The organism is Salegentibacter echinorum (genome assembly GCF_900129445.1).
GTDB classification, from domain to species: domain Bacteria; phylum Bacteroidota; class Bacteroidia; order Flavobacteriales; family Flavobacteriaceae; genus Salegentibacter; species Salegentibacter echinorum.
Genome location: NZ_FQVT01000001.1, coordinates 195,468 through 220,039, shown reverse-complemented (window position 1 = coordinate 220,039; position 24,572 = coordinate 195,468). Strand labels below are relative to the sequence as shown.

At 35.2% G+C, this 24,572-nt stretch carries 20 protein-coding genes and 1 pseudogene; 5 read left to right on the top strand and 16 right to left on the bottom strand.

Annotated features, from left to right (window positions below; all coding sequences use genetic code 11):
• Positions 1 to 37 precede the first annotated feature (37 nt).
• Positions 38 to 673, top strand: coding sequence for an SDR family oxidoreductase (locus tag BUA71_RS01040; RefSeq protein ID WP_072875860.1), 636 nt, complete (start codon positions 38 to 40; stop codon positions 671 to 673).
• Positions 674 to 1,172: 499 nt separating this feature from the next.
• Positions 1,173 to 1,286 (top strand): annotated as a pseudogene (locus BUA71_RS17750) (AbrB/MazE/SpoVT family DNA-binding domain-containing protein); the annotation flags it as partial.
• On the opposite strand, the gene BUA71_RS01035 reads toward BUA71_RS17750, so the two are convergent.
• The 16 genes from BUA71_RS01035 to BUA71_RS00960 form a co-directional block, all read right to left on the bottom strand.
• Positions 1,264 to 2,625: a capsule assembly Wzi family protein gene (locus tag BUA71_RS01035; protein WP_072875859.1), complete on the bottom strand. Its 1,362-nt coding sequence runs from the start codon at positions 2,623 to 2,625 to the stop codon at positions 1,264 to 1,266. The pseudogene BUA71_RS17750 and the gene BUA71_RS01035 sit on opposite strands and share 23 nt — an antisense overlap.
• 393 nt (positions 2,626 to 3,018) lie before the next feature.
• Positions 3,019 to 3,669 (bottom strand): nucleotidyl transferase AbiEii/AbiGii toxin family protein, encoded by a 651-nt coding sequence (locus tag BUA71_RS01030; RefSeq protein ID WP_072875858.1) that lies wholly within the window; start codon positions 3,667 to 3,669, stop codon positions 3,019 to 3,021.
• Complete coding sequence (locus BUA71_RS01025) at positions 3,669 to 4,190, bottom strand: HigA family addiction module antitoxin (protein WP_072875857.1); 522 nt, start codon at positions 4,188 to 4,190, stop codon at positions 3,669 to 3,671. The genes BUA71_RS01030 and BUA71_RS01025 overlap by 1 nt, the downstream gene beginning before the upstream one ends.
• A gap of 460 nt (positions 4,191 to 4,650) precedes the next feature.
• A complete protein-coding gene (locus BUA71_RS01020; RefSeq protein ID WP_072875855.1) occupies positions 4,651 to 7,050 on the bottom strand; it encodes a GumC family protein in 2,400 nt (799 codons plus the stop codon).
• Positions 7,051 to 7,845 (bottom strand): polysaccharide biosynthesis/export family protein, encoded by a 795-nt coding sequence (locus tag BUA71_RS01015; RefSeq protein WP_072875854.1) that lies wholly within the window; start codon positions 7,843 to 7,845, stop codon positions 7,051 to 7,053. It lies immediately after the preceding gene.
• A 269-nt stretch (positions 7,846 to 8,114) separates the two neighbouring features.
• Entirely contained in the window at positions 8,115 to 9,302 is a 1,188-nt protein-coding gene (locus BUA71_RS01010; RefSeq protein ID WP_072875852.1) for a glycosyltransferase family 4 protein, read from the bottom strand.
• A gap of 472 nt (positions 9,303 to 9,774) precedes the next feature.
• Complete coding sequence (locus tag BUA71_RS01005; RefSeq protein ID WP_072875850.1) at positions 9,775 to 10,959, bottom strand: glycosyltransferase; 1,185 nt, start codon at positions 10,957 to 10,959, stop codon at positions 9,775 to 9,777.
• Positions 10,960 to 10,984: 25 nt separating this feature from the next.
• The gene (locus BUA71_RS01000; protein ID WP_072875848.1) at positions 10,985 to 12,070 is read right to left on the bottom strand and encodes an EpsG family protein; all 1,086 of its coding nucleotides are present in this window, start codon (positions 12,068 to 12,070) and stop codon (positions 10,985 to 10,987) included.
• A gap of 37 nt (positions 12,071 to 12,107) precedes the next feature.
• On the bottom strand, positions 12,108 to 13,040 hold the full coding sequence (locus BUA71_RS00995) for a glycosyltransferase family 2 protein (RefSeq protein WP_072875846.1): 933 nt from the start codon (positions 13,038 to 13,040) through the stop codon (positions 12,108 to 12,110).
• A gap of 1 nt (position 13,041) precedes the next feature.
• Positions 13,042 to 14,070, bottom strand: coding sequence for a glycosyltransferase family 2 protein (locus BUA71_RS00990; RefSeq protein ID WP_072875844.1), 1,029 nt, complete (start codon positions 14,068 to 14,070; stop codon positions 13,042 to 13,044).
• Between the two features lie 92 nt (positions 14,071 to 14,162).
• Positions 14,163 to 15,275: a glycosyltransferase gene (locus tag BUA71_RS00985; RefSeq protein WP_072875842.1), complete on the bottom strand. Its 1,113-nt coding sequence runs from the start codon at positions 15,273 to 15,275 to the stop codon at positions 14,163 to 14,165.
• Positions 15,275 to 16,330: a polysaccharide pyruvyl transferase family protein gene (locus tag BUA71_RS00980; protein WP_072875840.1), complete on the bottom strand. Its 1,056-nt coding sequence runs from the start codon at positions 16,328 to 16,330 to the stop codon at positions 15,275 to 15,277. The genes BUA71_RS00985 and BUA71_RS00980 overlap by 1 nt, the downstream gene beginning before the upstream one ends.
• A gap of 6 nt (positions 16,331 to 16,336) precedes the next feature.
• On the bottom strand, positions 16,337 to 17,338 hold the full coding sequence (locus tag BUA71_RS00975; RefSeq protein ID WP_072875838.1) for a glycosyltransferase family 2 protein: 1,002 nt from the start codon (positions 17,336 to 17,338) through the stop codon (positions 16,337 to 16,339).
• A complete protein-coding gene (locus tag BUA71_RS00970; protein WP_072875836.1) occupies positions 17,328 to 18,848 on the bottom strand; it encodes a lipopolysaccharide biosynthesis protein in 1,521 nt (506 codons plus the stop codon). The genes BUA71_RS00975 and BUA71_RS00970 overlap by 11 nt, the downstream gene beginning before the upstream one ends.
• A 56-nt stretch (positions 18,849 to 18,904) precedes the next feature.
• Complete coding sequence (locus tag BUA71_RS00965; protein WP_072875834.1) at positions 18,905 to 20,281, bottom strand: nucleotide sugar dehydrogenase; 1,377 nt, start codon at positions 20,279 to 20,281, stop codon at positions 18,905 to 18,907.
• 858 nt (positions 20,282 to 21,139) lie between these two features.
• On the bottom strand, positions 21,140 to 21,613 hold the full coding sequence (locus BUA71_RS00960) for a UpxY family transcription antiterminator (protein WP_072875832.1): 474 nt from the start codon (positions 21,611 to 21,613) through the stop codon (positions 21,140 to 21,142).
• A gap of 622 nt (positions 21,614 to 22,235) precedes the next feature.
• Here BUA71_RS00960 and BUA71_RS00955 point away from each other — a divergent pair.
• The 3 genes from BUA71_RS00955 (at position 22,236) to BUA71_RS00945 (ending at position 24,322) form a co-directional block, all read left to right on the top strand.
• The gene (locus BUA71_RS00955) at positions 22,236 to 22,592 is read left to right on the top strand and encodes a BfmA/BtgA family mobilization protein (RefSeq protein WP_072875830.1); all 357 of its coding nucleotides are present in this window, start codon (positions 22,236 to 22,238) and stop codon (positions 22,590 to 22,592) included.
• A gap of 685 nt (positions 22,593 to 23,277) precedes the next feature.
• Positions 23,278 to 23,556 carry a helix-turn-helix domain-containing protein gene (locus BUA71_RS00950; RefSeq protein ID WP_072875829.1) on the top strand — a complete coding sequence of 93 codons (279 nt, stop codon included), beginning with the start codon at positions 23,278 to 23,280 and terminating at the stop codon, positions 23,554 to 23,556.
• A gap of 16 nt (positions 23,557 to 23,572) precedes the next feature.
• Positions 23,573 to 24,322, top strand: a complete 750-nt coding sequence (locus BUA71_RS00945) for a hypothetical protein (protein WP_072875827.1) — start codon at positions 23,573 to 23,575, stop codon at positions 24,320 to 24,322.
• Positions 24,323 to 24,572 lie beyond the last annotated feature (250 nt).

Below are 24,572 nucleotides of genomic sequence, written 5' to 3'. Positions count from 1 at the left end.
AACTTTCTAAACTTGTAAAATCTAAAAATAAAATACTATGAATACGAAAGAAAATGTATTGGTTGCCGGCGCAAACGGTACCACGGGGAGGCTTATCATTGATATATTGAAACAATCTGAAGCATACAATCCGGTTGCGATGGTAAGAAAGCAAGAACAGAAACAACATTTTGACAATCAGAAAGTCCAAACGGTAATGGCAGATTTAGAAGGAAATCTAAGCCAGGCCGTTCAAGGTGCCGATAAGGTTATTTTTGCGGCAGGTTCTGGCGGTAAAAATGTTATAGGAGTCGATCAGGAAGGAGCTAAAAAAATGGTAGATGCTTCAAAAGAAGCCGGCGTTAAAAAGTTTGTGATGCTGGGATCTATTGGAACCGATGATCCTTCCCAGGGTGGCGATCTCACAGACTATCTCAAAGCCAAACAAAATGCAGACGATTATTTACGCTCCAGTGGCCTGGATTATGTCATCGTGCGTCCCGGTGCACTCACCAATGAAGATGCAACCGGAAAAATAAAAACCGGCGGCATAGCTGAGCTGGATAAAAGCGGTAATATTTCGAGAGCCGACGTCGCCCAGACTTTAGTTGAAGTTTTGCCTAACGAGATAAAGCTTCACGAAACCTTTGAGATTATGGCTGGGGATACGCCTATTAAGCAAGCTGTTCAATAATTATAATAGAATTTTATCCCGGGTATTCAAGTTTTGATATCCGGGATTTTTCAATAGCTCTATAAAACTAACTTAATTATGTACTGTCGTACAGAAAACAAAGTTGCTTTTGTGTTTTAGGACGCTGCGATTGAATTGCATAGCGCCTGTACTTAGCGTAGTCGAAGTATAGCTCAATTCAGGGGAGTCAAAAATGTAGAATTCTTCCTATCCACAATTTTTGCTTAAAGACAACAATTAGGCTTGATGCCTGAAAAAGCTTAAGCCGTTCCACAAAATAAAAAACCCACGACCAAAAAGTCGTGGGCTTCTTTTTGCGGAGGAAGAGGAACTATCCGAAAATGTTAAAAGTCTACTGTTACTGGCACTTCGGAAGGGTCACTTTTTAGGTGTAACCGAATTTGACACCTTTAACCAAAGTTTAACTCAGTTATCCTAAAAAAATTTACCTCTATAATTGTTACTTTATCATCGAGATAGCTATTATAAAAGTCTAAATCATATAAAAGATAAAGTAGAATTGATTCTAGAAAAAGAACAAATTATTATAAGACCTATAGAATCTCCAAGAAAAAACTGGGAAACGATACTTAGAATTGTCTCCTCAAATTAATTCCGGCTCCATATAAAGGCTCGGAAACATTACTGATATCTATACCTAATTGCAGATTAACCAGGGCGAAAGACTGAAGTATTTGAATATCAAAAAAACCGGAATAAATATCTCTGTTAGGCACAAAATGTCTTCCATACCTGCCCTCGTTATGGGAAAAACTTAGCAATAACTTCCAGGGATAACTTACAAAATAATTGGAAAAATTTCCGGAGATTCCTAAGTGATGGGCACTAAACTTATTATTTACTACCTGGTCTAATTCTTCATTATAGGTAAAAAATGGTAGTCCCAGAATTCTCCTTTCATAAGTAAATCCGGAATGATAAGTTAAAAAATTATTTAGATAATTATCAGCGCCGTGAGGTGAACCGGCATTGATACTTTGATTTCGTGTATAATAAAATTCATATAGTATTCCATTAACCAGGCGCCTATTATCATCAAAATCCAGGAAAACGCCATAGCGTCCATCGGGAAAGTTCGCAAATCTGCTACCTGAGCCGTCTTCAAATACGTGGTTATAAATAAAATTTAATTCTAGCTCCCGATTAACCTTTTTTTTAATTTCCAGCTCATAAGTTCCTAAATGATTTCCTAATACATTAGCCTGATCTCCACCAACTGCATTTTCGCCTCCTTCTCTTCCAGCAATCACTTTTAGATAATCGGAAAATTCGCTAGGTTGTTGTCCAGATTCCGGAGAGTTACCGGCCCATTGTGCAAAATGACGAATACCTGCTTTTATTTCAAAATCAGGACTGGGACGATACACTAATTTAAAACCTTTGTGGTGTAAACGGGCATTACTCACAAAGCGTTCTTCACCCAGTAAATAGTCACTCCAATACGCTTCAAAACCAAAAGCAGATTCTCTACTAAAGAAAATCGTTCTATTTGTAGCTAAAGATATTCCCGGCATCGGCCTGGCATTTAAGGACCACAAAATACTTTCATTGGTAGCGCTTAAACCTTTATAAAGTTCTTCTTCCTGTTTTCTTCCAATTATAGCTTCTAACCAATCATTATTGAATTCAGCGTAAATTTCATCCAGGAAAACTTCATCATTTATTCCATCCTGGTATAAAACCCCGGCTCCAATTTCTAATGAATTTCCATTCCTAAACTCATTAAAAGTTCTGCCTGAAACCCAGCCGGAAATATTTGTTTCTTCTGAAACGCGACCACGCTGATTGGCATACATCCAAAAAGGGAGGCGTTGCAGTTCTCCTTCGTATATATATCCGTTAAGATTTACCGAACCCGAAAAATCCCACTGGGCATAACTGCTAAAGCTCACTAAGCTCAAAAAGCCCATTAAGGCTAATTTTTTAATCATTAATCAAAATTTTAATTCTGCTTTTAGTTTGTAAAGGATGGGCCATAGCCGGTTGTAGCTTGTTGTGAATTGTTAATCAGGTAATAAAAAAAAATTTCTGTTACCTCATTTTCTTCAATCTTCACAACGAAAGATTGCAGCGCTCAACTTAGACTCCAGATCAAATTTCCCGGCCGGCTCCCTACCAAAAAATCGGGACAGGTTCTGAAACAATCAGCATTACGATATATTCACGATTTTGACTTTATGAGTTTAAAAGGGAATACTTTTAGAATATTGATTGAGTTTATTTTTATTTGTTCGTCGCCAAAGGTATTCGAACTTACTACTAAAACTTAATAAAGGCAATTAATCCTTTTCCGGTCAAACCCGATCAAAAAAATCAAATCTCTATTAGTAAAAACTTGATGCAACAGCTTCTTCAATATCCAATTTTATAAGCTCCCAATATTTATTCTTTAAACATATTGGATCAAAGTCAGAATCAGCTTCCTCAAAATCGGTCATTTTGAAAATAATTTCATCAGCCGTATAACTGTAAGGGTGTCTTTTAAGATAAAAAGCTAAGATTTCTTTTAAAGTGAAGTAATTCATTAACTCATGTATATCCCAAAAATCTTTTTTTCTTCCGGAATTTCCCACAACCTCAAGTTTCATAGCAGAAATTTCTTCCGAACGTGTCAATCTAAGTTTCCCGTAATTCAAAAAAGGATAAATAAAAGGATCGGTATAAAATAAATCTACTTTAATTAAGTTTTCTTTGTCTTTACCTATAAAATAAGTTTTGCCCATTCCGTTATTTCCTCCATAACTCATTTCTACATGTTTGAAAGAGTTGAGAAAAAGCACATCAATTTTATCGAAATCTATAGACCCGTATTCTGCATCTGTAAATAAATCTATATCCACTGACATTCTATGCCCGAGTAATAAACTTAAAGAAGTCCCTCCAACTAATCGAAATGATTCCAGTTCTTTAAAAGTCATTACTTTACAAAGCATTTCCCATAGAAGTTCTGATACTGTTGCTTTAAATATTTTCATCAATTAGTCTCCTCTTCTAAATACTTAACCAGATTATGACGAAAGGAGGGTAAAAAATTATTCTTTATTCCTGTTAATTCTTTTTGAATAGTATCTTTTCCGTAGAAATTAATAATTTCTTTTATTTCCAAAGGATTGCCGCGTTCAAAAACTCTTTTTATTATAGCTTTTCGATCTTTAATCCAATCGATTTTTGTGAAGTCAGTATCCCAGAATAATACTCTTCTTATTTTTGTCAAATTTGGCATTTTTTGATCAAAGTTTTTAGATTGAAGTTTTTTAACATCAAAACTGGCCTGTAAATGCATAAAATAATCTTTCTCCACACCTAATATCTTTCCCAATTTAATAGAAAGCCCCGGATTGATATTACGTCTCTCATTTATAATTGCACTAATAGTTTGGGCGTGTTCACCTATCCAAAGTGCCAAATCTTTGCTTTTTATTCCTCGTTGTTTTATTTCTCTTTTTAAAACTGCTCCGGGATGTATTCCTTTTATTTTAGATATTTCTGGGATCATCTCTATAAATTGAAATACAAAAATATAAAAAAATAAACAAATCTGTTTAGAATAATAATTTTACGCGATAATCAAGATTTAATGCTCCGAGGCTTGTCTGGAAATCCTGGTTTGCCGCGAGGTAATTTGCCTTTGTTAATTGTTTTAGTTGATTCCAAAAGATTATCCGCTCAACTTAGCTCCCGATCAAATTTCCCGTCAGGCTCCCAACCAAAAACTCGGGACAGTTTCTAAACCCTCGTGAGAGATTTTGTTGAGTTTTAATAGAAGTGCTTGAGGTGACTAAATCAGGGTAACGTTGTCAAGAGGCTCCAGTCGGGCCCAGTCTGAAATTGAAAAAGTCAATATTATCTTACAAAATAACAAGCCGAAAATAACAAGCATTGAACAATATACATCCTAATTTCTCGCTATATCCCGATTACCGTGGTGCCACTCGAAGTGGTGCTACCCGAAACAACTACAAAATCGCCACTTTATCTTTTAGCCTCTTAAAGAAGGATTTTTTTTCCTCGCCATAGGCGTAGCCATATTTATTTCCATAACCAAAATTGGCCATTTCTACATCATTTAGTACAAAGCTTACGTCGTGTAACTTCCCTTCTTTTTTGGCATCTACCGCAAAATCTAAAAGTCGTTTTTCTGTATAACCGGCACGGGTTACATATAATGTTAGATCGGCGTATTTATTAATTAAAAAAGTATCTGCTACCAGCATAGCAGGGGCGGTATCTACAATAATATAATCATAAATTTCCTCCAACTCGCTCAATAGTTCTCCCATGCGTTCGCTTCTAAGTAATTCTGATGGGTTAGGAGGAATGTTTCCTGAAGCTAAAATATCAAGATTAGGATGAATTTTAGAAGAGCTAATAAGTTCTTCCGCCCTTAAAGATGGCTTATAAAGATAATCACTAACCCCTGTAAATTCACGGGCTTCAGTTTCGTAGCGCTGTAATTGCGGGTTTCTTAGATCACCCCCTACTACAACCACCTTCTTTTGCATATTGGCAAAAGTAATTCCCAGGTTAAAGGCGAGAAAAGTTTTGCCTTCTCCTTTTACGGTAGAGGTTACAAATAATTTGATGCCCTTTTCTTTTCGGCTGGTATTTACCAATAAATATTGCAGGTTCGTTACCATAATCCTAAAAGCTTCGGAAAGTACCGAGCGGTCATTTTCCGTAATCAGGTCTGTTTCTTTTTTAGTAATTTTAGGGATTTCCCCTACAATAGGAATCTCTTTGGTCACTCGTTCAAGATCACCTCTTTCTCTTACTTTATTATTCAGTAAATTTTTAAGATAGATAATTAAAAAAGGAATAAGCAGGCCTAAAATTAATGCGGCAAGTAATATTATCTTCGATTTTGGAGAAACAGGGTTGGCATTACTATATGCACTATCTACAATTTTTGCTTTTGGGGCGGTAACGGCAAGGGATAAAGAATTTTCTTCCCTTTTTTCGAGTAAAAATAAATAGAGTGCTTCCTTTATATTTTGCTGCCTCTCAATTCCCCGATACTGCCTTTCTTTGGCAGGTACCGCTGAAATTTGTGAACCTATTACCGCAGCCTGCCTATCTAAATCTTCCTGGGCTATTTGGAAGTTGCTACGCATTCGCTGTAGACTTTGTAGCACATTAGCCCGCATTTGTTCTATTTGTGAACTTAAACGCATCACCACCGGGTTTTTCTCGGTAGATCCACTTAAGATGCGGTTGCGCTCCAAAACCAGCGTGTTATATTCTTTAATCAAATCGTTTACCCCTGCTTCTTCAATTCCAAGGTTGGCCGGTAAAAGATCGGAGTTGCTCCCGGTTTTTAAATAGTTAATCATGGCGTTGGCCAACTCCAACTGGGTTCCTACTTCTTGTTGGCGCTTTTTATATTCGCTGGCATTTTCTATAAACAGTTCAGATTCAGCTTCAATATTGGTGAGTTGGTTGGCTTCTTTAAATTCTTCTTTGCCTACTTCTACCGAATCCAGTTCCTGGTTGATAATTGCTAAACGCTCATCTATAAATTCAGCAGTATTGGAGGCTATTAAATTTTTATCTTCAATAGCCTGCCTGTTGTACTCCAGAATTAGTTGGTCTAATATATCTTGCGCCTTCTCTTTTACCGGGTCTACTAAACTCAATTCCAATAAGCTGGAATTTTTATCGGTTAAATTTACCTGTACCGCATTACGATATTTTCCAACTACCCCATTTATAGGATTAAAATGAACCCGTACTGAGTTGTCATCGGTTTCGAGCTGCATTCCGGTTTTTTCAACCGTAATGTCTGCAAAACCAATATTTACCGGAGCTCCATATTTAGCTTTAAAACTTTCTCCGGTCTCGGTATTTACCAGGTTAAAGTTTTCTTCGGAAGCAGGATTAATTCGAAATGTATTTCCCGATTCCTCTTTTATTCTTTCTCCCAGCCGCTCCTCATCTAACTGCAAAATCTGAATTTCAAAAGGACTATTTTCGTAAAGCTCTTTGTCTTTTAATGTGCCTTCCTGAAAATAAGTGATATTTAGGTTTAGTGCCTTCACGGCCTGGGTGGTTAAAGTTTTCGACTTTAAAATGCCAATTTCATTTTCTATACTTTCGGCCCCCATGCCACCTAAAAACCCCATATCAGCAAAAGCCTCCATTTGGCTGGCAGGGCCTTTGCTTTTTTCATCTTTAATAATAATACTGGCGGTGGTACTATATTGTGCAGTACTAAACTTTAAGTAAATAATCCCTGCCAGTATGCAAAGGATAACTCCAATTACAAACCAGGGCCAAAACCGAAGATACTTCTCAAGTTCTTCCCTTAAATCTATTTCTTCTTCCTGCGGGCGAATCCCGGGATTGTGTTGTTGTGACATTTATCTTGCTATTAATACAATTAAGGAGACTAAAACCGAAGCGATAGAGATATAAACGCTGGCGTTACGATTGTAACTGGCACTTTGCCTTTGAGGTCCATTGGGTTCTATATATACCACATCATTTTGTTGAAGATAATAGTATGGTGAATTTATTACATCGGCATCGGTAAGGTCTAAATAAGCGTGGGTCTTTTTTCCATTATCTTCCCGCATGACCAAAACGTTATCCCTGCGGCCATAAATACTTAAATCGTTGGCTAAACCAAGGGCTTGAGGTAAACTAATATAACCATCTTCTATAGTGAAAGTGCCGGGGCGGTTGACTTCCCCTAAAACACTCACTTCAAAATTCACTATTTTCACCGTTACAATAGGATCCTGAATATAAGCTTCCAATTGCTGTTCTAACTTTTCAGATAATTCCTGCCGGCCTAAACCCTTTACCTCTAATTTTCCTAATTGCGGAAACTGTATATTCCCATCTTTACTTACCAGGTAGGTTTGCAACTGCTGTCTTCCGTTAATACTCATGGCCATGTTAATGCCTCCCTGCGGCGCCGCCACTACCGGAAGGTTATAGGGTAGTGCTGCTTCCTGTTCTGCCGCGGCAACGCTTATAGTTAACAAGTCATTCGCTTTTATACCCTCTTTATGAGTGTTTTCTTCCAATTTGGCCTCTGCTTCTTCCAATCCCTGGAAATATACAATTTCCTGCCGGGAAACACAGGAGGTAGTTAATAGTACACTTAGAAGTGCAAAAAAACTTAATCTAAAAAATTTGGGAAATTTCATTGTTTTCAAAATTTTAGCGAATATATGGGTTTATGTGTATTTTTATTTAGTAAAGTAAGTTGACTTTAGTCGGTAGATGGTAGTTGGATTTGATGTTTTATGTTGCCGTTAGTTCGGGTTTCCCGATTTTATGATAGCGTGTATTGCGACCTTATGGTTAGTTTGTCGTTTTGAAATATTAGATAGTAGTAGATCTGTTTTTTATAGTTTTTGGTTTGCGGTTCGGGAATTTTAGTCTATAATTCTTCACTATTCCACTCTTCACACTTTCACTCTTCATTCCACACCGCTTCCCTTTGTTGTCGTCGCTCTACCTTAATTCCTTTTGGCCGGCCATATAAGATCGTTCTTTGTTGCGACTTTCTTTTTAGTCCGGCAAAAGCTATTGCCACTACCGCGAAAATAGCGAGCATCGCAAGGCTCATACCAATACTTTTTAGATCTCGACTTAACATCATATAAATAATTATTACGGCAAGGTTTAATCCTCCAAGCACAAAACTGGCTTTTTTATGACTTAAGCCATTATCCAGTAATACATGGTGCATATGATTACGGTCGGCTTCAAAGGGGGTTTTTCCATTTTTTAAACGAATACAAATGACTCTAAGCGTATCAAAAATTGGGATAAACAAAACAGCTAAAGCAAATAACAATCTGTTTTCGGGGACAAAACCTTCTTTCATTAAAGGCTCATAGGGCTGCATAACCAGGATCTTTAAACTTAAAAAAGCGATCATAAAGCCTATTACCAGGCTTCCACCATCACCCATAAACATTTTTCTTCTTCCCCGAGAAAAATTAAACCGAAGAAATGCTGATAAAAGTCCTGCCACCGTTAGGCTTAATAATACAAAATAAGGGTGTCCGGTAGCGTAAAAAACCATGGCGTAGGTAAGGGAGATCACAATTCCCAAAATTCCGGCAAGCCCATCTATCCCATCTATCAAATTATAAGCATTAATAAGGGCTACCACAATTAATACCTTAAATGCATAACCCAAAACCATAGGTATCTCGAAAATCCCCCAAAACCCATGTAAGCTTGTCAACTGTAACTCTGGGGAAAAAATAATAAATCCTGCGACAAACAACTGACTAACGAATTTTAATTTAGCCGAAGAAATAACCAGATCGTCTTTTAAGCCGGCCATAAAAAGAAAGGTAAGTCCTATAATTAAATGATTTCCGGTAGGCGAAGTTCTTAAGGCTTGCAAAACACTTATTACTAGTACCAGTACCAGGAAAAAAGCAACACCACCAAAAGGAGGAATTGCGGTGGAATGGGAACTCCGGTCATTTATCTCCTTCATCATATTTTTTTCCCTGCTCACCCATAACACCTTGGGGGTGAAATACCAGGTAAGTACAAAGGCCAGTAAAAACACGCAGCCGGCAAAAAACAGATAATACCGGTGAAATAGGTCCAATAAAATGTCCTGATCTAAAATGTTCATTTTAAAAAATTTTAGCTGATTATATAAGATGGGGTATAATCGGGTAGGGCCAATGGGAAATGTTTAAGTTTCAAAGAATAATATATAATGTTTATTTTCTATTTTGCAACAGTCAATTTTAAAAGCAACTATCGTTCTCTTTTTTTTAAAAAGCTTAGAAATTGTTATGTGTTACTTTCATTTTTTAATCACTGCGCCTTAGGATTAAAATTGAAGGTCCTGGCATGGTGTCGAGGAATACAAGATCAACAAACCGCTTGTAAATCACATAGAAATATCGATTATTACTACTTGAGCGAGAATGTTCATTATAGATTAATTTTTGATGATTTATTATTTTGCTGTGTTTTTCAAGTAAGAAGGCTTAGAAATGAAATGATTCGAATAGTCTTAAATTTTTATTTTTAGAATTTTAAATAATCAACTAATTGCAGAATAAATAAATATTCTGTGAAAATTTATATTTATTTGATTAAGCATGTTCAACTTCTTGCCCTTCTTTTCGCTTCGACCTGGAAATGGTTAGATTATAAATCTCACACTGTTCTTCAATAAAGTTTTCTCTACCATATATTGTCCTGTCATTTCTAGCTTGATTGGCTAACTTTTTTAAATATTCATTATTATTTATTAGGAGGTAAATTTTACCTACTATATCACTTATCATAGGAGGATTGGCTATTAGTAAGCCATTCTTATAGTCAAAGATTAATTCATTACAACCTCTGCTGTCTGCAGTTATAACCGGCACAGCCATTGCTAAAGCTTCAATTATACATACCGGCACACCTTCTTTTACGCTAGGGAATAAGAATACATCAGAAATTGATAAATACTTTTCAATTTCGTGGGTGAAACCAATATCTATAATATTTGGGCATTCTAACAGCTGTTCTTCTTCTTCTTTTGACAATCCCGTTGGATGAATTGGGTCTCTTCCTCCCAACAGGATTAATTTTAAATTTTTATGTTTTTGAAACGCTTCAAAAAAAGATCTTACTACAAGGTGATAGCCTTTAAAATCAACATATCGTCCTGTAAAAGTTATTACAAAATCATCCGGCCTTATTTCTAATTTCTTCTTTAGTATAGACTTTGACCCCTGGGAAAAATTTTCGGGGTTGAATTTATCCAAATCACATCCTAAACCTGCTGAATCATAATAAAAAGCCTTATGTGGGTGGGTTTTATTAACAATATCATAATCCACTTTATTTAGGAGCCATATCTGATCTAATCTTGTAAAACAAAAATTTTCTACAAGCTTGAAGATCTTTCTTCTACGGCCGGATAAAACAGGAAAACCGAGGCCGTGAAAAGTCCCTAGGGTAGGGAATCGTGGTTTTTTATAAAGTAAAGTAGTAAATGCAGCAGTAGTAAAATTTATATGAACAAGATCAGGGTCAATTTTTTCGAGCAAATGATGAATCTTTTTCGAAATTTTAAGATGTTTTAGAAAATTAAATCCCCTAGGAAATTCTAAATGATAAAAATTAATTCCCAACTCGACATAATTGTATTTATCTTTTCGGTTGATTACCTTATCATTTGAACAAATAACATGGATCTCATATTTTTTCTGTAAGAGGTTGACCGATAGTTCAGCCAGGAAATTGTTAAAGGCTCCGTAGTCGGTTATTATATAAGCGATTTTCATTTTTGAATTTTTTACTTAATAAAGGCTATGCTAAAATCACATTCATAATGTAGGTGAACATAAAGTAGACGAGTAAAGTGCCTCCCAGTTTTTGGTGCTGATTAACAAATAATTTTTCTTTTAAAAATGGGTAGACTACTATTATTCCTAAAAGAAACCAAGACAAATAAGCAAATCTATTAGAGTAGCTCGCGCGTATTATTAGTATCCAAAAACCATTGGCAATTAGATAAATATTGAACAAATGGTTGTAAAAGTTATCTTTAAACTTTCTTTTGAAAATAAAATAGTAGCCTGCAAACACCCCGGCAGCACTATAGATTAAGAAATCCCATCTAAAACCTCTATTATAGTTGGCGCCAAACTCTTCATCTGTCAAATATTTGGAAAGTCGATCATCACCGAAACCTAAATATGTTATAATTGATTCTAAATATCCACCAAGGAACAAAGAAAGAGGTATGCATAGCAGCCAAAACCGTAAATAGACCTTGGGGTTGTTATTTATAAACGTCGCAGCATAAGCTATTGCAGGAAGTAGCATAGATTTATGAAAACCAACTGCAACCAAGATAAGAATGATCTGATTTCTTTTGTTCTCTCTAGACAAGCCTAGAATAAATATAGAAGTTGCTATGCCATTCCTAATCCCGTTAGTGCCATAGTTCCAGAAAGAAAATGATATCACTAAAAATAAAAACGAATAAAACCAATAACCACCAAACCATTTCTTTGATCCCAAGTAGAGAGGAATTACATAAAGGCCAGCACATAAAAGGAAAAAAAAATCAATGTTTGTTGCGTAAGCTGTGATTAATAGTAGTAAGTCAAAAAGAAAATCTTCACCGAGACTGAAATTATTCCCCTCCTGAATTTGGAAAAAATACTTAGCGTATAAGCCCATATCCGTGAAAATTCCACTTAGGGGTCGTAGACCCATATATCCAAGAACAAAAATTAATAGAATCAGACCGCAACTTCTAACATAGACAAGATTTACTTTGTCATTAATCTGAAGTACTTGACTATGGAGTATAGTCATAAGTACTACGCTCAGCAGAATGTGGTAGTAAATAGGGGTGTATATTTCTATTGGAATAAATTCTAACATGAAAATTTGTTGCTTTAGAAGCTATAAAAAATGTAACCTAATTGTAGTTACTGTCTCCCGTGGCTTCCTTTGGAAAATCACGAAAATTTTTATCAACTAAACCTGGCACTTGAGTTTCTTGGATTCGTCTGAGCATTTTGCTATAGTCTTTTATATTTTCTTCATCAACTAATTGCAGCTGGTTTCTTTTGTTGTGTAGGTGATGTAAAAGATCAAATTTATCTAGCATTTTTACAATAAAGCTTTTGATTTTCGAGTTTAAAATTTGCTTCTTGGCAAATTGTTTATCTACATTGTACTTTTCAATAATCCTGCTTGTTAGTCCATAGGCTTTAAGTAGTTTTTGCACTGTCACGTTACCTTCCTCCCTGTAAACATATAAGGGGTCACTGACAATCTTAATTTTTAAGTCTTCGCGACTTGCAGCACCTAGCCAAAGGTCATAATCTTGGGCGACTGGTAAGGATTCATCATATCTATTCCTTTCATACCATGATTTTCTTGCTAAGACACTCGCATGAAGAATTTCAACCTTACGATTAATTACATCCTTAACTGAAAGTTTATCTGAAAATTCTACTCCTCTCATTCCTGCCAGAGTCAAATCATTCTTAATAGAGTACAAACCTGTTGTGGTAAGATCATAATCTGTATTTTCTAAAATGTCATATTGTATTTGTAGACGTCTTGGATCCATAATATCATCAGCGTCCATTCTTGCTATATAGTCGTACTTAACTAACTCCACGACTTGGTTCAATCTGCCGGCTAATTTCTTGTTTTTACCGTCTGCTAAAACCCTTACCCTAGGATCATTTATGGATTGCGCAATTTCTAAAGATCCATCGGTAGAACCGTCGTCTATGAGAATTAATTCCCATTCTTGAAATGTTTGTGCAAATACAGAACGGATTGCATCGGGCAAAAATTTTTCCGCGTTATAAAATGGAATCGCTATTGATATGGACATATTACTTAAGTGTGTTTATAGCTTTTAACATAAGATAAAGTCCAGACACATTTTTTGTTTTGGCGAAAAGAAAAAATATTTTCCAATGCATAGGAAAATGTCTCAACTGAAGTTGAGAAAATGCTTTTTCGTACAACGGACTCTGCAAAAATTTTAGAAGATTCTTTTTTATAGTAGATGAACCAGCCGGATTTCTAATTTCATTTAGACCAAGTACTATGATGCTCAGACATATTCTATTAAAATAGGCCTTACAAAATACATCTCCATTCGATTTTACTCTTGCAAAAAGATGATTAAATAAGTTTGTCCAAAGAGTAAATAGGTTAGCCTTATAAACTGATGTAAAAGAGTCTTGATTATTTCTTCGATAATGATATAAAGGTTTATCTATACAAAAAACATTCTGACAGAAATGAAGGTAGTCCACATTAAAAAGAAGGTCTTCTGCAGTACCGATCTCTTCGGTGGATTTAAATTTTAGTTTCTTGCCTTTTAATATTTCAGATTTATACATTTTACCCCAGACAGTTACTATGCTATCTGCTTGTGAAGGGTCTTGTAATTCCTTTTCAAGCAGTCCTACCATTCTTCTTTGAATCATCCTGGCATCTTTTTTTCCCTCTACTCCGAGAGATCGCGGTTTGCTGTAGTTTCCGAACTCACGGGTATATGAGGCTAAAACCAAATCCATGCCTTTTAGACTGTTTACAAAATGAACAAAATAATCCGGGCCTACCCAGTCGTCACTATCTATAAACATTATGTATTCTCCTTGCGAAACTTGTATTCCTTTATTTCGGGTTTCGGAAGGTCCTTGATTTGACTGATCGATGATCTTAAGGTTTTCTTGACTATATATCTGCTGTAATTTTTTCAGCGTCTCCAAAGTTTGGTCTGTAGAACCGTCGTTGATCAATATTATTTCTAGTTCAGAATAGCGATTGGAAACAATGCTATCGAGACATTTCTCAACATAATCTTGAACATTGTAACAAGGAACTATTACACTTATTTTAGGTGATCTCAAGTGCTGACGAATTAAAGGTGTTTATATTTTTAAAGAATGGTTTTCTTTTGCTGTTAGCCGAAAAGTAAACCAAAAATAATTCTGATGTTTGCCTATACATTTAAATAGAAATGGGTCAATTTTTGGCAGCTATCTTTCGTATCAAATCCTTTCTGCTTAAGAATTGCCAATCTCTCTGAATTGGCTATTTTCTTTTGTTTGCGGATATATTTTATCTTTTCGATCCAATGCTTATAATCGCTACTCAGAGATTCATAGTTAACCAGCTCCACGCCCAGGTCTACCTCTTTAGAAATATTTTCGGAAATCAGGGCAGGAGTGCCTGCGGCTTGTGCTTCTACCAAAACAACAGGGAAGCCTTCATGTAAGGAAGGCATTAGCATTAAATCAGCGCCACCAAGAAGATTAGGAATATCCTTTCTTTTACCCAAAAAGATCACATTGCCTCTGAAGTTTTTAGAACTAGCTAAATTCTCAAGGTCAATTCTATCGTCACCCTCACCAATGATGAAAATTTGGTGGTTTATTTCTAAATCGTTTAATGCTTCGGAAAGACGAAGAGTGAATTCTTGATTTTTAGTTTTGTTTATAGAACCTATTTGGACAACAACCAGACAATTATCCTGAAGATGAAATTCATTTCTAAAGTAATTTTCATTTTCCCGTCCAATACGGCTAAAAAATTCCGTATCGATAGCATTATTCAACAAAAGTATTTTCTTTTTTACTTTTGGAAATAAAAATGTTTTAGCTTTTTCACCACATGAAATATAATGGGTTGCGTTTGCAAAAATCATTTTTCGCATTAGGGTATGATATACCTGACGAAAAAAATCACTTCCTTTTTTATCACTTGTATTATGAGAATGGGCTATTCTCACGGGCACACCTGCTAACCTCCCAGCAAATAGATGAAGTCCTATGCTAAAGAGTGTATGGCAATGAATTATCCTGATATCTTTATTTTTTCTGAGGAGCTTTCTTATGGTTATAATTCTGGTAAAAGGATCCTTTATACTTTCAGGTATATTGAAAATAGTGCCGCCCAAATCCCTTATTTCATCATCAAAATCGCACTTTTTCTCTGTAAAATATAGAAAATCGAATTGGAATCGATTTCTATCAAGAACCCGATAAAGATTCATAATCATCATTTCGGCCCCTCCTCTATCCATTCGGTCCACTATATGAAGAATTTTTTCCATTATAGCTGTTTTAAAAGAGGGTTATAATGTTCCTTCAAGCTTGAATAGGCAAAGGAATTTGACTGTAATTCAACTATAGAGTCCGTAATTTCTTGTTCCTCAAATTCTTCTATAAGTTTAATATTGCATTCTTTTGGAAACCATTTATGGGTGCCGTTAACTTTATGGTTATTATTAAGAAATACCAAACAAGGAGTATTTGTTATATAACAGAAAATCATACCATGTAGCCTATCTGTTACAACTAATTCAGCATTTCTGAAAGCATTCCAGATTTTCATTAGCTCGTCTTTTCTTTCTGTTACTGATAAATTATTTCGACCTAGATGGGTATCATAGGTAATTACCTTCTTATATTGTGACGAAACTATGTCATTCAAGATTTCAGACTGAGAAGTTGTTAAGTTTTTTTCCTTATCACTCCTCATACACATCACAGCGCCTTCACGACCAGACTCTCCTTCCCTATCACTTTTATTTAAGGATAGCACGATGTCCGGGGTGAGCAATATGGTCGCGTTTGTAAAATGTTTTTGCATAAGTTCATAGGAAACCTTTTCACGAGCTACAAAAACGAGATTTTTATGTTTATTATATATCTTAGCTGCTTTTTTTAAAGCATTGTTTCCTTGATGTGTGTTGCCAAAATCGAAAGTCTGCGGAAAGGAAATTATTTTATTATTCGGAAATAACTTCACCACTAACTGGCGAATGTATTCAATTTGATCATACATATCCCCTAAGTTGCCTCCACCTACAGTAGTTACAATATCTCCCGGTTTAATATTTCTGCGAACAAAATGAAAACCTTCCAAGCTTTGACTTATGGGTATCTCAATAATGTTTGCATCAGGAGCGTATTCTTCTAGAAATTTTGTTTGAGCAAATGTTATGGCTACATCTCCAAGATTACCATAATCTGCAGCAAGAAAGATAAAAACGTTCCTGTGAATTTTTGATATGGTTGTAGTGGAAAAATAGGAATAAGGTTTTCTTGATTGTAAAAGCAGTTTTATAAAATACTTTTTTTTAAAACCAATGAGTTGCTGTATCAATTTGAGCTATTTTGTAAGCGTGGATAAATTATGAAGAGGGCCAACTAATTTATGTTTGAGTAAGAATTTGTACACCTTATCTTTTAAATTTGTTGGATTGTAAAAATTTATTACCTCCCTGGTAAGACCATCTGAAAGCATATAATTTAAATACGCCTTTTTTTCTGTATGGCTCAAGCTGTTTTTATAGGAGTAGAGATTATGGATACAATATCTAATACCCTGTATCAAGCTTAGTGCTTGAATTCTTTTTATTTCCTCCTCTTTTAGGCTCCAGCCAATTAAAAATTCTTCGAGTGCAATTGTCTTATTCTTTTTTAATTCAAACGAGTTTGAATGGAATTGTTTAATTAAGGTTACAACTGGTCTATTTATATAGTGATAATATGCATTATTATTGAAATGTAGGCGATTTGAAAGGTTGTAAACCTGAGAGTTAAAAAGTATATCTTCAACTAAAGAGGTACCTTTTTCAAATTGGAGTTCATGCTTTTTAAGAAAATCTAACTTATAAATTTTATTCCAGGCATATCCCATAAGACCCAAAATTTCTTGATCTACAGTTAAAACATCTTGACCTTTTCTCAACTTAAGGTTAGGAGGAACAAAATCAAGACTATTCAAAACTTTCCCTTCCAGATTTTCATTATCTTGTTGATATCCAAATATGACAAAATCTAGTTTTTCTGTATCCAGAATAGCAATATTTTCTTCTAAGAGGTTAGGTTCAATCCAATCATCAGAATCCATAAAATAGATGTACTCACCAGCTGCTCTTTTCAGGCCGTAGTTCCGTGCATCGGATAGTCCTCCATTTTCTTTATGAAAAATTTTTATCCGGTTATCTTCATAAGTTTTTGCTGTTTGAATGCTTTTGTCTGGACTCCCATCGTCAATGATCAACAGTTCAAAATTGGTGAAATTTTGGTTTAAAATACTTTCAATAGATTTGGAAATGTATTTTTCAACATTGTAAACAGGTAAAACTATGGATACTTTAGGTTCCATTGATTATTTTTTCTTTTTTTGATATTAAGCCATAAAACAAATTTTTCTCATAATTGTTTATTGCAAATCTTAGAATTAATAAGATATAGACTGTAAGGAAAAGAATTACTTTAATAAAAAACCCTATCCAATTTTTAAATTGAATTAAATAATCAATCAAAAACCCTATACCTATTGAAATAATAAAGACCGGTAAGATTCCTTTAAACAATTCAGAATAGAAATCCTTAATTTGGAAATCCATCTTCTTTTTGAAATAAAAAGTCACTAACAATTGTGAAAGTGCCCAACTAGTTGCAATTCCTAATATAATTCCAAAGCTATTTAGTGGTTTTATCAGAAAATATCCCAGAATTGTCCCTCCTACCAGTAGAATGATATAGGAGAGACCTTTGAATCGGAATAATTTTTTGGCTTTTAATGTCGAATCGGCAAAAGATTGGACAAGGATATTAGTGCTTACAAGCATAATTAGTAATGCAATAGGCCAGGCATCAAGATAGTTTGCCCCCACCCATAAAGTTATAAATTGTTTGCCGTATAAAGAAAATGCCCCTAGAATTCCTAATAAAACAATTAAAGTTATTCGACCTATTCGAATGGTTTCAGCCGTCAAGGTTTTTCCTGAGGCGTTTTTAACTACCATTTGCATTGCCTTAGGTAAAAACACTCCATTTATAGCGGAAGCAAAAGCACCGTAATATGTGCCTAATAAAATTCCTACGGCATAAATAGCTACTGTGACAGTATTTGTTTCAATACCCAGTATCACCTGTCCTCCTTTCCACTGAAACTGATAAACTAAAGCCATTACGAAAATCCATATAGAATATGAAAAAATTTCTTTTATTAATGGGAATTGAAAGCCGCTTAAGGAAAATTTTATTTTAAGTTTTGTGACTACATACCAAATATTAATGACAATTACAGCTAGGTTCAACGCGGTATCCAAGAGAACTAACCCTATTGCATCACCTCCTAAATATAGTAGTCCTACCACAGCAGCCGATCGGACAAGATAACGTGCTATGTTAATAGTGCGGGGAAAAACAAAATGTTCATATCCATTACAAATGGCCGTAAAAGCTCCTCCAGGCAAGGTAATTGCAATATTAAAAATTAGGATAAGGAACATGAGCTTTGCCTTACTCAATTCCACTGAAGTTAAAGAGGAACCGAAAAGGGATTCCAGATTGTAATAAAGAATTGTTCCAATAACTCCTATAATTAAGGAAATAAATCCATAAATTATCATAGTGGTAGACAGAAAACTTTCTTCCCCGTTTTTGTCTTTTTCAGCCCTGAATTTGGCCACGTATCGTACAATAGTATTATTCAGTCCAAGGTCCAGTACACTTATGTATCCTACAAAGGCACCAATTAAAGCATACAAACCGTATTCCGCATCACCTAGACTCCTGATAATAAATGGAGTCAAGGCTAACCCGATTACGTTTGTTAAAATAATTGTTACGTAAGAAAGAAGTACGCCTTTTTTAAGTTGGCTCATCTCCGTGGTTTCAATTCAGTGAGTTTTTTTAATAAAGTAGTTATCGAAAATTATTTTTATAATTTTCCATTTACATTTTTGAGAAATCCTTTAATGTCATAAATAATTCCTCCTTTATTCTTTAAATCAAGTAGCTTCATATCCAAAAATTCCTTATGCGCCACTGTCAAAACAACCACATCAAACTTTTGTTCAGGTAATTGGTTGGTGGTTTTTAATCCGTATTCGTGTTCCACCTCTGCAGGCTTTGCCAGGGGATCGTAAATAGTAATGTTGGTGCCATAAGATTGCAGTTCTTTAACCACATCTACCACTTTGGTATTCCGCACATCTGGGCAATTCTCTTTAAAAGTGAACCCCAATACCAAAATGTTGGCACCTTTTACTTTAAGTTCGTTTTGCAGCATCAGCTTTACCACTTCCGAAGCTACATATTTCCCCATAGAATCATTCATACGCCTTCCTGCAAGAATAATTTCAGGATGATAGCCCAATTCCTGTGCTTTTTGTGCCAGGTAATATGGATCTACGCCTATACAATGTCCGCCAACAAGTCCGGGTCTAAATGGTAAAAAATTCCATTTGGTCCCGGCTGCTTCTAAAACATCATTGGTATCGATGTTCATCTTATTAAAGATCTTCGCCAGTTCATTTACAAAAGCAATATTAATGTCCCTTTGAGAGTTCTCGATCACCTTGGCGGCCTCGGCAACCTTGATGGTCGGCGCCAGGTGAGTTCCGGCGGTGATTACTTCTTTATAAAGCGCATCAACTCGCTGCCCAATTTCCGGTGTAGAACCGGCAGTTACTTTTAATATCTTTTCTACAGTATGCTCTTTATCTCCCGGGTTAATCCTTTCGGGAGAATAACCAACAAAGAAATCCTCGTTGAATTTGAGTCCGCTGCTTTTTTCCAATACCGGCACACATTCATCTTCTGTTACCCCGGGATAAACCGTAGATTCATAGATCAGGATATCTCCTTTTTTCAAAACTTTCGCTACCATCTCGCTGGATTTGTACAGCGGAGTAAGATCGGGGCGGTTGTTTTTGTCTATTGGGGTTGGTACGGTGATGATATAATGGTTGCAATCGGCGATATCTTCTAAGCTGTGAGTAACGTATAAACCAGTAGAAGTTTCGATCGTGTTAGACCCTGAAACGAGTTCAGGGTGACGACCGCTAAAATCCACCGCCGTTTCAAGAACTTCTTCATTCCGCTGTTTTACAATAAGAGGGTTCGAATTTAGCAGAACACTCTGCAGGATTTCATCTTCTACTTCCATTGTAGCATCATGTCCTTGTTGAAGTTCTTCTACCCGAGATTTGTTAATATCAAATCCCACGACAGGATATTTTGTGGCGAAAAGTCTCGCTAAAGGCAGGCCTACATAGCCCAGGCCTATAACTGCTATTTTAATTTCTTTGTTCATTTGTTTCGGTTAGCGGCTGTAATCTGTCTGTTATCAGCTGATGGAGTTTTTTGATTCGTCGTCTATAAATACCACCTTTCTTTAAAAATGGGAGGAGCAAACTATTTACTAAACCCTGCGACTGCCATCTGACTCTCGGTTAGTGATTACGAGAATAAAGCACTCGAATCTTTTTGTTGTTTATTGTTATTTTAAATTTTTCAGGTGTTGGCTCAGCATATTTAAAAATCAGCATAAGAACTCCGTTGCCGGACTCACATCCGGATAATTAATTAAAAAGATTTTCGGAAAGAAAAGATTTCAGGAACCTGAAATCATCGTGTTTTCATTTAAAAAAGCTTTTCCGGCTTGTAGGGTGTAGCCGGCGGTTATTTTTATGGTCGATTTGGTTTTATTCTATTTTTTAGAAAAGCTAAGCTTTTCATGGCTTCGCCGCTGTGAATCCCATTTTTGAATTCACTATTCGATAAAATCGGCTTCGGCATTCATTAAATACGGTAAAAATACCGGTTTTCCTGTATTGTTACTCTGGAAAACCCTAATGAAATTAGTTTGCCATTAAGCCGGCAAATTTAAGGAAGTTTTAAGATTGAAGAAATTTTCTGGTAAGAAATTTCTTCAAATTATATTAGTTATATGCGTGTAAAATTTAACGGATATGCTTTAATATTAGCTTATCGTTATTGGTTATGGAAAGTAAGTGTAGATAATATGGATTTTCAATTTAGAAGGCCTTTAGTTCTTCTTGCAAATTCCGGCTTCGAGGCTCTCGACAATATAGCCTGAAGTTTACTTAAAAAAGTAGTTTCTAAAACCAAGAATAATTGAAAACCGGGAACCGATACTGAAGACGGAAATTTAAATCACATCCTGAATTCTAGTGCTTAGCGTCCACCCTAGGTCAGGAAGAATAAGTTTTAATCTTTTAGCCCCTACTTCTTTAATAATAGCTTTTTTATGAGCTAATTTTCCATTTTTAATTTCAATTTCTTCTCCGGGTTTAAAGGCTTCCACCTTAAAATCCTGATACGCATCATCATTAAGCCAGGATTTTATGGTTTCGATTTCTTCCTCTCTTACAATAGCAGGTTTCTTTAACCAAAACAAATAATTTAAAATACCCGGGGCCTCAAAAACCTTATTTCTATTTGCTGGATCTAAATGAACAAATAAATATGATTTAAATAAGGGTACAGTCACTTTTTTCTTTCGGTCACTCCATTGCCTTATTTCGGTAATTACAGGACAATAAACTTCTAATCCCAATTGCTCGAGAATTTTAGCCGATTTAATTTCGTGTTGAGGTTTACTTCGTAATACGTACCAGGGCATATAGATTATTTGAAATTATATACTTCCAGAGAGCAGGCCAGGGAAGAAAATAATGATGGAATCACAAAGTTAATGATTTTCGTTGGTACCTCCCACTTCGAGAGCCTGTTTGGTTTAGTGTTGATAGTCTATACCTGTCTTTGGTCAATATTTACTATAATTTTCGCCAGATTCTATAGATTTCTTAAAGCATACGGAAAGTTAAGAGTAAATAAAAACAGCGTATTGTGAAAATCATTTTCCCGCACAACTTTCAATAAAACTTTTTCTTATTAATGTCATCGTTTTACGGAATTCTCAATCATTCAGCCTTATGCCTAAAGTTAATTGCAAAGATTTTCTTTTTAAATCTTAAAAAACAGCATTCAGGTTTTATGTATCAAAAAGGCTATTAAATTTAATTTAATGGTTGAAGTTTTTGTTAGCTTGTGGCTGACGAAAAGGTAGAGCAAGAGGACAACACGCAAAGCGATGTTGAAGCTACCTTTTCTGTTTTAAAATATTGACTATCAATTACTTGAAGATATTAGCGATATTATAGAAATACAGATTTACTGGTTTTGAGCTCTAAGCCCCTATAAAATGGTTCAAAATACCAGTAAATCTTAATAAATCCTGAGTTATGAAGGCAGTTAAAAATATTACTATCGAAAAGAAAACGGCGGAACGCTTTCAGCAATTTTCCAGAACACATTACAAAACGCATTCAGAAGCTATCGCCGGAATGCTGGATTTTTTCTTTTACAATGAGATTTCTCCTAAAGAAAATTTTGGGCCCACCGGCAGACGAATTGAAAATAGTTTAAAGAAAAGAATAAACGCCGTAATCGCAATTATGAAAAATATGGAAAAGAATAAAGCCACCCCAACTTTAGCAATTTTGGAATCACTAATGGAAGCTGCAGATCCTAAAAACAATAACTCGAACCAGAAAAGGGATTATGAGGAAGACGATACTCATCCTGACTTTTATAAATAATTTCCCGAGCCAGATTTTAGTTCTTTTTATTTAGAAAGCTCTTAGCTAACGCCTCCCCTTTTACTGCAAAAGAAACAAGCTTTGAAATTAACCGGAGCGCATAAACCGGCAGGCTATTTATAGCTCCTCTATAATTTTAAAGCTTGAAAATACAGCAGCATCAAAAGGGAATGCGAAGGCGCTGAAAGAAGTAAATGAAATGAAAGAACGGAAAATATCATCCTTTTCTACCTTTTTGCTCCTTTTTCGACATCAAAAAGGAAAATGCTCAAGATGAAAAAAGTAAATGGTTTTAAAGTCATCATTTTATTTAATGCAATTTGGTTGATTTTGTGAACTTGAACCTTATTTTTTAGATTTTGAAATGTCATTTTATATCAAAACGTATCAAATTTAATTTCATAAAATTAATCACTCTCAACTTCCTTAAGATCAAAATATTATTTAATTTTAAAGAGCTGAATTACAGCTATTTTTAAAGTACTTTCTTGTCTAATATTTTTGATTTGACTTCGCCGACAAGAGTACGTATCTAAAGAATCATTTTGGGTTTTATTGCCTTTTAAACCGGTATTGGTTTGAGGCAGGCTAATATGACATTTTTGTTCTCTGGCTTTAAAGAGTTCAAAGATTGAATCGTGGTAATAGTTAAAGTAAGAATAGGAACCAATAAACTGATAAAACTATGAAAGAAAACACGCATCCATTTTTAGTAAGTATGCATTCCCTGGAGGCTAAGATAGAACAGCTTACCAGGGAATTCAAAATCAGGCAGATCAAAGATTCCGGACTTATTCTACTGGATAATGCCGATTTTATCCAGATGTTCAAAATAAGTGCTAAAACAGCTCAAAACTGGCGGGAAGAAGGGATTATTGAATACGCACAGGTGAAAGGAAAGATATATTACAGTCTTAAGGATATTCAGGCATTTATAAATCGCCACCGAAAAAGGAGGAAGTAATCTAATCTTTAGTAAAATGACTTCGGAAATCTCAGTTCCCATTCAGCTATTTATCGACGCACAGCAAAAGGGTTATGCGAAAAAGCTTCAATTCTTTCTATCCTTAAAATTGCTTTATAACTGCGGAAAAACCAAACTGGATGAGGAGGAATTGTTATTTCTAGAATTAACCGAGGAAATTAGCTCCCGTAAAACTACACTCAAATACATTGAATTTCTTTTGGAAAAAGGATGGTTAACTTATAATGCAAAGACCGGGTATTATATCATTAAATCTTTTGAAAGAATACGAAGTGAAAATAACTGGGAGGTTCGGCTTTCTTTCCCGGTAGATTTTAATTCCTATCAAAACATTAAAGCAATTACCGGGGCAATTATTTATGGATATCTTCATAAAGACTTCTGGAGAAAAGTAAGGAGAAAGAAAAGCGTACAGATAAAAGGCAGTACCTATCATTTTCTATCCCCTCACTTTAATTATAAAGAAGCTCCTGCTCCCCTTTCTGTTTTAGGTATTGGTAGTATTTTTCAAATTTCAGCGGCAACCGCTTCCAGGCTTAAAAACTGTGCCTTAAAGCAAAAGCTGCTGAAGGTAAATAAAAATTACGGGGCAATGATACCCAATAAAATGGCCTTGGAGCTGTGTTTAGGTTACAATGATAAGCCCAACAACATCGTCTTTGTACAGGGAAGCTATCGTTTTCAGCTAATTGATACTATTTTACCTCTTTTTCTTTTTAAAAGAAGGAAAAAACTGAAAACATAAAGGAAAGGTTTATAAGAAAAATTAAAATAAATCTTTTTGGCCAAAGTTTGATTTGTTTAAGCGCGATAGCGCATTTGTTTAATTTTTGGAACAAAATCGGATAAAAACTTGTTTCGAGCTAGTTCATAGCTTACCTCCTACTTGTTTTTTACTTGTCCATTTTTTGGAGTAGTTGAAGTTTATAATGAATTATATAAAATGAGCATAGCTATTATCATTACTAAAATAGAGAAGTGAAGGAAATTGCAAA